A 12,510-nucleotide genomic window follows, 5' to 3' on the forward strand; every position below is an offset into this window, starting at 1 on the left:
TCCCTTTCTTCCATCACTATTCTTTTGCTTATTTCATTCATATACTTTTATACATATTCATCCACGTATTGTTCAAATTCTTCCATCGACATCAATATCTTTCTTGGCTTCGTACCCTCTTCTGGTCCTACAACTCCGGCATCGGATAACTGTTCCATGATTCTTGCTGCACGATTGAACCCAATCTTGTACACACGCTGTAGCATACCAATGGAGGCTTTATCTTTTTCAATAATAAATTTACCTGCTTCTAAAAAATATTCATCTCTATCATTTCCACCGCTTGCACCACCCGCAGCGGAAGAAACTTGAGCATTCTTAATTTTATCATTGATTTCTTCATTGTAAGTGACTTGATGATCTTGACTTTTTAGGAAATCAACAACAGCACTTACTTCCTTATCTGAAACAAAGGCACCTTGTACACGAACTGGTTTTGGATAACCCGATGGGAAGAACAACATATCACCCTTACCAAGAAGTTTCTCCGCTCCAGCGCCATCCAAAATCGTTCTGGAATCGATTGCAGAAGATACCGAGAATGCAATTCTTGATGGTACATTTGCCTTGATTAAACCAGTAATAACATTTACCGAAGGACGTTGAGTCGCTATGATAAGATGAAGGCCTGCTGCTTTTGACATCTGAGCTAAACGACAGATTGCATCTTCTACTTCACCAGGAGCTACCATCATAAGGTCTGCAAGCTCGTCTACAATAATAATAATCTGAGGGAGTTTCGTAAATGCTGGATCGTTAAGATGTTCAATCTCTGCTACTTTTTCATTATATCCCTTTAAATCTCTCACACCATATTCCGCAAACTTCTTATATCGATCTGTCATCTCCATAACAGCCCAATTTAGTGCCGCAGAAGCCTTCTTTGGATCTGTTACAACAGGAATTAATAGATGTGGAATTCCGTTATACACACTAAGCTCAACTACCTTAGGATCGACCATAATAAGTCTTACATCCGCTGGATTCGCTTTATATAATATGCTCATAATCAAAGTGTTAATACAAACCGATTTACCAGAACCCGTTGCACCAGCAATCAAAAGATGAGGCATCTTAGCAATATCCGTAACAACAGCCTGTCCACCGATGTCCTTTCCAACCGCAAATGCAATGTCGGACGGGTGACTGTTAAATTCTTTCGACTCAAGAAGTTCTCGTAACATAACGGCTGAGTTTTCTTTGTTAGGCACTTCAATACCAACCGCTGCCTTTCCTGGTATCGGAGCCTCGATACGTACGTCAGCTGCTGCTAAATTTAGCTTAATATCATCCGCTAACCCAGTAATCTTACTAACCTTAACACCCTGCTCTGGCTGTAATTCATATCTAGTTACAGCAGGACCACAGCTTATATTTGTAATTGTTACTCGAACACCAAAGCTCTCCAATGTTTTTTGTAACTTCATAGCAGTTTCTTTTAAGTCTTTATCCGTCATACCTCTTTGATTTGCCTTCGGTTTACCTAGCAAATCAATTGGAGGAAATTCATACTTTTTCTGGAGCTCCAGTTTTTGATCTACGGTTAATACATCTTCTGTAACACTCGCTGCCTTTACTTCCTTAGAATTTGCCTTATTATCATGATTTTCCTCAGCCACATGAGGGGATGGATCAAAGGAAGAGTCTGTCGTGCCATCTTTTATCTTCGAATCTTCCTTCATATTTTGATCTTTCGTTTCTTTAGAGACATCATCCTTGTAAAGCTCCACATTTGCGTTAAGTGGCTTAATGCTTTTTACTTCATAAGAAGTGTTATTTTCCACCTCATTAACATCTTCATTCTGGCCAAACTTACGATTTAACTCATCTTCATAAATTGAGTTAACTTCTTTTAGCATATCCTCCGATGGAGAGAAATTAATTTCCGAATTTAGTCCATCATTTTGATCTGACTTGATTTCAGTCATTTCAAACATGGAAATTGGTTCTTCTACTACTTCCTTCTTCTGATTTTGCTTTTTATCCTTACCCCTACGCTTAAGTTCCTCTAAAAAATTAACTGGACCATCATCGATCTCATCATGAAGATCATCCTCGTCCTCATTCTCATCAAAAAAGGATTTCACTTTCTCAGTTGCTTGCTTTTGTAGATTAACAATTCTAGGTTTTCTACGTTCCTCTCCGTAAGTTTCATCCTCCATATCAAGCTGTTTAAATTCTTTTGCATAACTATCTCTCATCTGGCGATGATCATTTAATTTTTGTTCTCCTTTTTCTCTCATTAATGTTAACAGCGCTTTCCCTGTAATGAAAATGAAACACAAAAGGAGCATCACAATCAGAATAATAACAGATGCTATTGTACCAAACAGTGGGCATAAGATAGATACTAGTGTCCCTCCAACAAGGCCACCACCGTTATAGTTCTTTGAACTTTGAATATAATAATCAAAGTATTTCATTTTATCATTGTAACCCTCTAACAATTGAATCAACGAGGTTAACGTAAAGATTAGTACAATACTTCCAACTATTTTCCTTCGAGCTATTACGCTACCTCGATTCGAGACCGCAAAAGCAACAAAGAAGAATAGAGCAAACGGGAATACATATGTAAAATGACCTAGCATACCAAAGAAAAATTTCTTAATTTGTTGACCAACAGGGCCACACAAATCAAAATTACTTAACAGAAGCAAAAATGATGTTAACGCAGTAATAATTAGAACAACTTCATCACGAATCGATTCATTTTCTACTAGATATTCTTGTACCTGTCTATTTCTTTGAGTTTTTGAGGATCGGCTCCCAGTTTGCTTTCCCTTCGTCTGATTCGTTCGCTGTGAATTACTCGTCTTTGGTTTTGACGAAGCTTGCCTTTGTGACTGTTTAGAACGAGTTCCTGTTTGTTTTGAAGCCATATTAATCCTCCTTTTTTCTTAATTTTTTATTTACATACTATTTTGTCTATATTGATAAAAACAATGATACTAGATAATATCCCAATACCAAAAAACAATAGACCGCACGAAACACGAGCGCCCTATTGCTTTCCCTAGGATTGTTAATACACTCCTAAAATTATTATAACTTTAATTAGTTTATCTTGCAAGTAAGAAATACCCTGCCACTATAATACCAAGAACAATTCGATACCAACCAAATACCTTGAAGTTGTTCTTTTTGATATAGCCCATTAAGAACTTAATTGAAATAATTGATACAATAAATGCAGTTAACATACCGGTGATTAAAGCAACTATTTCAGCACCAGTAAACGTAAATCCGAATTTTAATAATTTAAGAAAACTTGCACCAAACATTGTTGGAATCGCTAAGAAAAAAGTAAATTCTGCAGCTACATAACGAGAAGCTCCAAGTAACATTGCTCCAATAATTGTAGCACCAGATCTTGATGTACCAGGAATCATTGCGAGAATTTGGAATAAACCAATCATAAACGCCATCTGGTATGTAATGTCGGATAACTTTGCAACCTTAGGCTGCTTTCCAGCATTGCGATTTTCAATGACAATGAATAAAATACCGTATAAGATTAAGGTGGTAGCGATTGTTTGAGGATTAAAGAATAACTCTTCTATCTTCGAGTCAAATGGTATCATCACGATTCCAGGAATACAAGCTACAACTATTTTAAACCATAAAGTAAATGTATCTTTTTTAATATAGTTTTTCTCTTCCTTTGAGAATGGCCATAGTTTCTTAAAAAATAATACTACGACTGCAAGAATTGCGCCTAACTGTATTACTACATTAAACATAGACATAAAATCTTTACTTAAATTTACTTTTAGAAATTCATCTACTAACAGTAAATGACCGGTACTACTAATTGGCAGCCATTCTGTGATTCCTTCGACAATACCAAGAAATATGACCTTTAATAATTCAATAAAATCCATTGTTCTTCTCCAATCTGATTACTTAATCTATGATATTCTAACATATTGAGTACTGTAAAACAAGAAAGATTATCTATTTTAAGAAAAAGCTGTAGCATAGCTTTTTTATATTTTGACATGATAGAGAAGGAATCTACAAGAAAAAGCAGGCTTCGCGAACTTTTCCTTGTCACGAATAAAAACTGACAATAAGAGCTTCCTATTGTCAGTTCATTTCATAGCCATCTATCTATTACTATTTTTTTCTTCTATCATTTGATGTAGTTTTGCAATCGCTTGACGAATACCACCAACCTCATTAATAATGCCTTCTTTTACTGCTTCATCACCTACAAGTATCGTTCCAAGGTCTTTTGATAGCATTCCAGTATTTAGCATCAACTGTTCTAACTTTTCTTGTTCAATCCTTGAGTGACTAGAAACAAAACCTACAATTCTGTCTTGAATTAACTTAAAGTAATCATAAGTCTGTGGTGCTCCTATTACCATCCCTGACATTCTAACCGGATGTACAATCATCGTCCCAGTTGGAACAATAAAGGAATAATCAGTTGCAACTGCAAGCGGTACACCAATTGAATGACTATCCCCTATCACAAGGGAAACCGTTGGCTTACTTAAAGAGGCTATCATTTCCGCAAGTGCTAATCCACAGGAAACATCCCCACCAACTGTATTAATTAAAATAAGTAGTCCATCCGTTTCTGTATCATCTTCAATCGTAGCAAGCTGAGGTAATACGTGCTCATATTTGGTAGTTTTAGTATTTTGGGATAAACTTTCATGCCCTTCGATTTCTCCTATAATAGATAACAGATGAATCTTATGATTCTTCCCATTATCCTCTAAGGTGGCTTGACCATATTCATCAATTTTTTGATCTTTTAGTTTCTCATTTTCTTTCTTTAAATTTTCCTCGTCTAGTTTTTCCTTCTTAATGTTTTCCTTCTTAATATTCTCCTTCCCCTGCTTATCCCCTGTGGGTGATTTTGGGGGTGTATTGTTAACATCATCCTTTTTTGCTGTTTCACTATCTACTTCTTTATTTGCTGCTTTATCTGCTGCTTTATCTGCTTCTTGGTCTGTAGCTTTATCAATTGCATTATTTGCTACCGTACCTTTTTCTCTAGCTGCTTCGTTATTTGTTGCCTTATCAATCTCATTATCTGTTACTGTATTTGTTGCTTTCTGATTCTCTGAACTTAACTTGTCTATAGAACTTTCTTTTAAAGAATTCATGTTAACCGTATCTTTTACGGATTCACTATTTTCTGCTTGGATTTTTTGCTCACTATCATATAAGATAAAATTCACATCACTCATTTAAGTACACCTCTTTCAAAATGCATTTCTTAAATATTGTTTGGTGATTTGAATCTTTCTATGCACCGTTAGCCAGAATAAAACAAACTAATAGAAACTAACTTACAACGGTATAGTTGGTATATGCATCTCTTGCTTTCTTTAAACTACTCTAAATAACTATTCTAGATATCTACATATCAACTCTAAATATCTAAATATCAACTCTAAATATCTAGATATAAAAATAGCTCTACCTTAGTATGAGCATAATCATAAAATATCGCTTCACACTTTAGATAGAGCTAAACATTTAAATATATATTTTGAATAAGATAATATTGTAATATATCTTTTTACATACTTAAATCATGAAATGCAATAAGATATGTATACATTGAAATGCTTAGAGTTGGGAGTTTTCTTCTCTCTTTTAGATAAAACAAATCATTTACCATGAAATATATGAGTCATTTATAAAAAAGTATGAATCTTCTTTTACTCCACACAATCAAGGGCTTGATTTATATCCGCAATAATATCTTCAACATCTTCAATTCCAATACTCATACGAATCAAATCAGCACTAACACCTGCAGAAATTAACTGTTCATCAGATAATTGGCGGTGTGTAGTACTAGCAGGATGAAGGACAGAAGTTCTTGCGTCTGCGACATGAACTACGATAGCTGCTAATTTAAGATGATCCATAAATTTCATTGCCGCTTCTCTTCCTCCACGCACACCGAAGGAAATTACACCACTGGTACCATTTGGCATATACTCTTTTGCAAGAGAATAATACTTATTTCCTTCTAACAAAGGATAGTTAACCCATGTTATCTTATCATTCTCAGAAAGCCATTTTGCTACGATAAGAGCATTCTCACAATGACGTTTCACTCGGAGATGTAATGTTTCTAGTCCAAGGTTTAATAAAAATGCATTGTTTGGCGAAGGCATTACGCCCATATCTCTCATCAACTGAGTTCTTGCTTTCGTGATAAATGCAGCTTTACCCGCAAATTCTGTATAAATCACCCCATGATAGGACTCATCTGGTGTTGTTAATCCTAGGAATTTACCATTATCCCAGTCAAAGTTACCGCCATCAACAATAACTCCACCCAAAGCTGTCGCATGCCCATCCATATATTTAGAAGTAGAATGAATAACGATGTTGGCACCAAATTCCAATGGCCTGCAATTAATTGGTGTTGCAAAAGTATTATCAATAAATAATGGCACTCCGTTTCTATGCGCTACTTCAGCCCACATCTTAATGTCAATTACAACTAAGGAAGGATTCGCTAAGGTCTCTGCAAAATAAAGTTTTGTATTTTCCTTTACAGCCGCTTCTAACTCTTCCTTTGTAGCATCCGGATTTACAAAAGTTACTTCTATTCCTAATTTCTTTAATGTAACTGCAAGAAGATTCGTAGTACCACCATAGATAGCACTTGAGGATATTATGTGATCTCCGGCATTACAAATATTTAGTAATGCAAGCAACGTAGCGGATTGGCCTGAAGAAGTACACATTGCTCCAATACCACCTTCTAAAGCTGCGATTTTCTTTTCTACACAATCAACCGTTGGATTTGCAAGTCTCGTATAGAAAAACCCCTCCTCTTGTAAATCAAAGAGTTTTCCTACCGTATCGGCAGAATCGTATTTAAATGTTGTACTTTGATAAATTGGCAGCACTCTTGGTTCACCATTTTTTGGTATGTATCCTGATTGAACACATATCGTAGATAACTTATTATACTCCATATCATAATCCTCCTTTATGTAAGACGGTGCTTAAAATAGTCACTACCCTTACAGTGACACGACAGCAGCTACGCTGCTATCTCAGTGGATACTTGAACACCCACTGAGATGAAGATGTCTCCCGCTTTCTCTCCGCTAAGAAGCGGGAGGGACATCTTCTGTAAAGTTATAGTATCAAAAGACTATGCTTTTGTATTAGTACTTTTGAGAAATAAATTCTGGTACTCTTTTTTTAACGCCCGGAAACTAACTCCACTCTCCGCACCAATTACACACAAACTCGCCGAGCTATCTCCCCATACTTTATTTGCAAAACGATTAATATCCTCAGCAGATAACCGATTTAGTTCTTCGATAACCTCGTCTAAAGTTTTCACATAACCACGAACTAAAACACTTTTTGCATTGGAGTTCATACGTGCTTTTGCACTTTCACTGCCTAAAATAAACTCTGTCTTTACTTGAGCTTTGTGAGTATCAAGTTCTTCTATCGTAATTGGTGTTGCCAAAAACTCATCCATTACCAGTTTGGTTTCACGTAGCACACGAAAAGCCTGCTGCGGATTTACTGTAATATCCAAATGAAACAGACCTGCTTTTTCAAATGAACTTCCATAGGTATAGATGGAATATACTAAGGATAATTCTTCACGTATTCGTTGAAATAGCCTAGAGTTATTACTTCCACCAAGCATTGAATTTACAACTGCAAATACAACGGACTCATCCGAACCAAGAGGTATGGATGGGTACGCAAGGTTGATATGTAATTGCTCATTGTCTTTGTGCCTATGACAGAAACAGGTATGATAGCTTGGAATCTCATCCTGTTTCTGTTGATACTTTTCTTCGTATGGAGCTAATAAAAGCTCCTCCTTCTTTTTCTTAAGTAAAGTAAGTGAGTTTAATGCTTTCGGATTCGTACCACGAATTCCTCCGAAGCACCTTTCTAACTGATTCATTAATTCATTTTCCGAAAAATTGCCTGCTACCGATATGACTATGTTTTCGGCTACATAATGTTTTTCCATAAAATCAATCAGTTGTCTTCTTTTAAAAGAGCGTACATTTTTCTTATAGCCTGAGATGATATAACCAAGTGGATGATCTTTAAATACATTCTGCTGTAAAATCTCATGTACCATATCATCTGCTGAGTCCTCATACATATCGATCTCTTCATAGATTACTCGTTTTTCTTTTCTTAAATCCTCTTCTGATAGCAAAGAATTGCATAACATATCTGCAACTAACTCAACTAATATCGGAAGACTTTCTGTAATTGTCGTACCATAATAGCAAGTTTGTTCCTTGCTGGTAAAAGCATTGACATCGTCTCCGATGGATGCAATAATATCTGCGATCTCTTTTGCTGATTTTGATTTCGTGCCTTTAAACAGCATATGTTCAATCATATGTGAGATTCCGTTGTTTTCCTTATTCTCTTTTGCGGAACCAACGCGAATCCATACACCAAAGGAGACAGTCCTAAGATAGGAAAGCTCCTCGGTGACTACTTTTATTCCATTTTTTAATACATTTACTTTAACCATAATTAACCCCATTCCTGTGCATCTTAAGTTTGTGCTTAGGATTACGCTAGCACAAGCTTCCTGAGCGAATGATTTATCCTTCACTCTTGGCTCTCAGGATGGCTGCAATCTGTTGCACACATAAATGTAGTGTAACAAATCCATTTGGAAATGACAAGATAAATCCTTATGAATTTAAGCAGTTTCTACCGCATTACGATCCGTTCTTAGGGTCATTAATTTATCTCCATGAGAGATATAACTAAATCGCTTCACTAATAATAGCTGCCCCTCCTGATAAGATGAGAGTTCCATTTTCATCTGATATATACGGTTTCCCTTACGTATTAATCCTTGAGTAAATTGACATAACTGTTCTCCCATACCGATGTAAGCACCTTGTGCAGTCTTCATTGTGAATACCTCGGTTTGTAGAATTTCATCCTCTTTTAATACCGATAATAGAACTTCTACACCAGTGTCAGATTGAATAGATACCATGTTTGGATTTTCGGACTTCCACGAGATTCGTCCATTAATGGGAGCATAGACTTTATCATCCGAAGGTGCAATAATAACCCCTGGGTAATCTAAGGCACTTTCCATGGCATCCATAACATTTTCCGCAACATCACCCATTTCCCCATTACAAGGGCTATATATCATAAACATTTTATTCTTTCGCTCATTTTCCATTTTCTTAAGTATCTCATCCTCTTCCTGTTCTTTTTTCTCTTTCCACATGGATTCTTCTGCTACTCGGTCTGGATGAGTACGACGATGGGATACCCTTGCTCCATCTAAATGCTGATTTCCTGATGCATTACCTGTATCTAAAGTAGTAACAGGCGTTATTTTTTTTGTTTGACCATCATTTCCTTGGACATTCTTCACTATCTTTTTCTTTGCTGGCAGGTCTTTCATTTTCCTGCTCTTTTGTTCCCTTTTGCTATGATGATTCGTATGCCTCTTCCTATATACAAGAAAAGCGATTATCATTATAACTAGAACTGCTAGAGAAATACTTCCAACCCATATTGCTATATAATCATACTGTGTCATAATTATCCTCATTTCTTTTCTGTTTTTATATTATCAAGCTTGTAGTTACGGCACTGACCTGACGTAAACTTGCTGTGTGAAAGATTAACCTTTCCTACTTATTTTATGAATAATATTCATCTTCTAATTAAATGATAACTTCCTCTGTTTAAAGAGCGTATGGCAATAGTATTCCATTTTAATGGTATTTCATACAAAAATATGTAGCTTGTATTTTTATTGATATATTTTCTTTCAATAGTTATAATGGAATTGATAATGTAAAAATCAACCAAAACAGGATTTGAAGAGGATATCAAAGAAAATGTTTTTCATCACTAATTGTGCCGCCAACGAAGGCGTCGTAATGGAGATTAAAATGAAAAAAAGAATAAAAAGAGAGCTCAAAAACCTAGTTATTAAGATTGTGGTATATCTTGGTGTACTCTTTATATTAAGCTTTATATTTAAAACAGAGTTGTCTAAAAGTTCGATTTTTGTTTATTTAATTACAATCGTTTTATCAACCATCATCTTTAGGATTGTATTAGGCAAGGATGATGAGTAAAAGTAGAGTATAAAGACTGTCACGACCGATGGATCCGCTTTACTAGATACATACAGCGCAGCAAAAAAGAGGAATCAGCAAGCTGACTCCTCTTTTTTGTCTCTGTCATAATACATATGATCGGAAATAAAAACGTGTTCCGATAATCAGATAGTCGGTGCAAAAAACTCACCTTTTATCAGACGTTTATAAAACAAACTTCTGATAAGTTATATTATTAATCTTCTTTATAATCCTTAATACTAAAGCTAATACGGCCCATCTTATCCTTACCAAGGCATACTACTTTAACAACATCTCCTAAGGTTAACACATCTTCAACGTGATTGATTCTTTCTTTGCTAATCTTAGAGATATGAACCATACCTTCTTTACCAGGAGCAAATTCAAGGAATGCACCGAATTCTTTGATGCTGATAACCTTACCTTCAAATACCTGACCTTCTTCAAACTCAGTTACGATAGTACGAATCATATTGATTGCCTTATCCATCATATCCTTGTCTGTTCCACAAACGGATACTGCACCCTCATCATTAATGTCAATCTTAACACCTGTCTGCTCAATGATTGCATTAATTGTCTTACCTCTCTGACCAACAACATCACCAATCTTTTGAGGATCGATTTGAATCTGGATAATCTTAGGCGCATACTTACCAACTTCTGCTCTTGGCTCAGCGATTACTGGAGTCATGATTTCATTGATAATATATTCTCTTGCTTCCTTGGTTGTCTTAATCGCTTCTTCGATGATTGCTCTTGTTAAGCCATGAATCTTAATATCCATCTGAATTGCAGTGATACCATCATGAGTACCAGCAACCTTAAAGTCCATATCGCCAAAGAAATCTTCAAGACCTTGAATATCTGTTAACACTAAATAATCATCATCTGTATCACCAGTTACCAAACCACAAGAAATACCAGCAACCTGTTTCTTAATTGGTACACCAGCTGCCATCAAGGATAAGGTTGAAGCACAAACACTCGCCTGAGAAGTTGAACCGTTAGATTCCATAGTCTCAGATACAGTACGGATTGCATATGGAAACTCTGCTTCACTTGGAAGAACAGGTACTAATGCTCGTTCTGCTAATGCACCATGACCGATTTCACGACGTCCTGGTCCTCTAGATGGCTTTGTCTCACCAACGGAATAGGATGGGAAATTGTAGTGATGCATATATCTCTTACTTTTTTCAGCTTCATCAAGACCATCTAATTTCTGTGCCTCTGATAAAGGAGCTAACGTAGTTACTGTTAATATCTGAGTTTGACCACGTGTAAACATACCGCTACCGTGTACTCTAGGAAGTAAATCTACTTCCGCTGCAAGACGACGAATCTGGTGGATTTCTCTACCGTCTGGACGCTTGTGATCTTTTAAGATCATCTTACGAACTGTCTTCTTCTGATATTTATAAACTGCTTCATCAATTAAAGAAAGCCAATCTGGATTACTTTCTTCAAAGATTTCAGCTAACTTATTCTTAATCTCACGGATATTTTCTTCTCTAACCTGTTTCACATCAGTAAATACTGCTTCTTCCATCTGTTCTGGAGTAACAACCTCTTTGATTGCTTCAAACATCTCTTCTGGAATTTCGCAGCTAATATAGCCATGTTTTTCTTTTCCAAATTCAGCAACAATCTTATCAATAAACTGAATTACTTCCTGATTTACCTCATGAGCAGCAAAGATAGCTTCTAGCATCTTATCTTCTGGTACTTCATTTGCACCTGCTTCAATCATGATAACTTTATCTCTTGTTGAAGCTACTGTTAATGCAAGATCAGATACAGCTTTCTCGGTAGCTGTTGGATTAAATACAAGCTTACCATCTACAAGACCAACTTGAGTTGTTGCACATGGTCCATCGAATGGAATATCAGAAATTGCTACAGAAATAGCAGAGCCAAGCATTGCCGTTAACTCTGGGCTACAATCTGGGTCTACAGACATTACAAGGTTGTTTAATGTAACGTCATTACGATAATCTTTTGGGAACAAAGGTCTCATTGGACGGTCAATAACACGAGAAGTTAAAATTGCATTTTCACTTGCTTTACCTTCTCTCTTATTAAATCCACCTGGTATCTTACCGACTGCATATAATTTTTCTTCATACTCTACACTTAATGGGAAGAAATCGATTCCTTCTCTTGGCTTATCAGATGCTGTAGCTGTAGATAATACTACGGTATCGCCATAATGCATAAATGCAGCGCCATTTGCTTGCGCTGCAACTCTACCAACATCAACACTTAATGTTCTGCCGGCAAGTTCCATGGAAAAACTTTTGTACATATTGTAATCTCCTTTAATTATTATATGAGAACTATTGTCCTCTTGTGGAGATTCCGAAACAACTGAAAACATCACTACACTCCATCAGAAACAGGA

General features: G+C 36.1%; 8 protein-coding genes. 1 reads left to right on the forward strand and 7 read right to left on the reverse strand.

Features of this window, described 5'->3' with window-relative positions:
* Positions 1–47: 47 nt before the first annotated feature.
* The 6 genes from RTP52_RS15385 to RTP52_RS15410 form a co-directional block, all read right to left on the reverse strand.
* Entirely contained in the window at positions 48–2,882 is a 2,835-nt protein-coding gene (locus tag RTP52_RS15385; RefSeq protein ID WP_312372333.1) for a DNA translocase FtsK, read from the reverse strand.
* A gap of 180 nt (positions 2,883–3,062) precedes the next feature.
* Positions 3,063–3,884 (reverse strand): undecaprenyl-diphosphate phosphatase, encoded by an 822-nt coding sequence (locus RTP52_RS15390; RefSeq protein ID WP_312107581.1) that lies wholly within the window; start codon positions 3,882–3,884, stop codon positions 3,063–3,065.
* A 225-nt stretch (positions 3,885–4,109) separates the two neighbouring features.
* Positions 4,110–4,838, reverse strand: coding sequence for a ClpP family protease (locus tag RTP52_RS15395; protein ID WP_442913542.1), 729 nt, complete (start codon positions 4,836–4,838; stop codon positions 4,110–4,112).
* 846 nt (positions 4,839–5,684) lie between these two features.
* A complete protein-coding gene (locus tag RTP52_RS15400; protein WP_312372335.1) occupies positions 5,685–6,962 on the reverse strand; it encodes an O-acetylhomoserine aminocarboxypropyltransferase/cysteine synthase family protein in 1,278 nt (425 codons plus the stop codon).
* Positions 6,963–7,144: 182 nt separating this feature from the next.
* Entirely contained in the window at positions 7,145–8,515 is a 1,371-nt protein-coding gene (locus tag RTP52_RS15405) for a M16 family metallopeptidase (protein WP_312372337.1), read from the reverse strand.
* Positions 8,516–8,689: 174 nt separating this feature from the next.
* Complete coding sequence (locus tag RTP52_RS15410) at positions 8,690–9,556, reverse strand: PTS sugar transporter subunit IIA (protein ID WP_312372339.1); 867 nt, start codon at positions 9,554–9,556, stop codon at positions 8,690–8,692.
* A 358-nt stretch (positions 9,557–9,914) separates the two neighbouring features.
* Between RTP52_RS15410 and RTP52_RS15415 the strand changes: the two genes are divergently transcribed.
* Positions 9,915–10,103 carry a hypothetical protein gene (locus RTP52_RS15415; RefSeq protein WP_312372340.1) on the forward strand — a complete coding sequence of 63 codons (189 nt, stop codon included), beginning with the start codon at positions 9,915–9,917 and terminating at the stop codon, positions 10,101–10,103.
* A gap of 217 nt (positions 10,104–10,320) precedes the next feature.
* Here RTP52_RS15415 and RTP52_RS15420 read toward each other — a convergent pair whose 3' ends face one another.
* Entirely contained in the window at positions 10,321–12,414 is a 2,094-nt protein-coding gene (locus RTP52_RS15420) for a polyribonucleotide nucleotidyltransferase (RefSeq protein WP_312372342.1), read from the reverse strand.
* Positions 12,415–12,510 lie beyond the last annotated feature (96 nt).

Source organism: Lachnoclostridium sp. (genome assembly GCF_031997925.1).
In the GTDB taxonomy this organism is placed as follows: Bacteria; Bacillota; Clostridia; order Lachnospirales; family Lachnospiraceae; genus Lachnoclostridium.

Bases quoted from the DNA above. Each gene is read 5' to 3' on its own strand.
- RTP52_RS15385 (WP_312372333.1), bottom strand. From the start codon at position 2,882: ATGGCTTCAAAACAAACAGGAACTCGTTCTAAACAGTCACAAAGGCAA.
- RTP52_RS15390 (WP_312107581.1), bottom strand. From the start codon at position 3,884: ATGGATTTTATTGAATTATTAAAGGTCATATTTCTTGGTATTGTCGAA.
- RTP52_RS15400 (WP_312372335.1), bottom strand. From the start codon at position 6,962: ATGGAGTATAATAAGTTATCTACGATATGTGTTCAATCAGGATACATA.
- RTP52_RS15405 (WP_312372337.1), bottom strand. From the start codon at position 8,515: ATGGTTAAAGTAAATGTATTAAAAAATGGAATAAAAGTAGTCACCGAG.
- RTP52_RS15410 (WP_312372339.1), bottom strand. From the start codon at position 9,556: ATGACACAGTATGATTATATAGCAATATGGGTTGGAAGTATTTCTCTA.
- RTP52_RS15415 (WP_312372340.1), top strand. From the start codon at position 9,915: ATGAAAAAAAGAATAAAAAGAGAGCTCAAAAACCTAGTTATTAAGATT.
- RTP52_RS15420 (WP_312372342.1), bottom strand. From the start codon at position 12,414: ATGTACAAAAGTTTTTCCATGGAACTTGCCGGCAGAACATTAAGTGTT.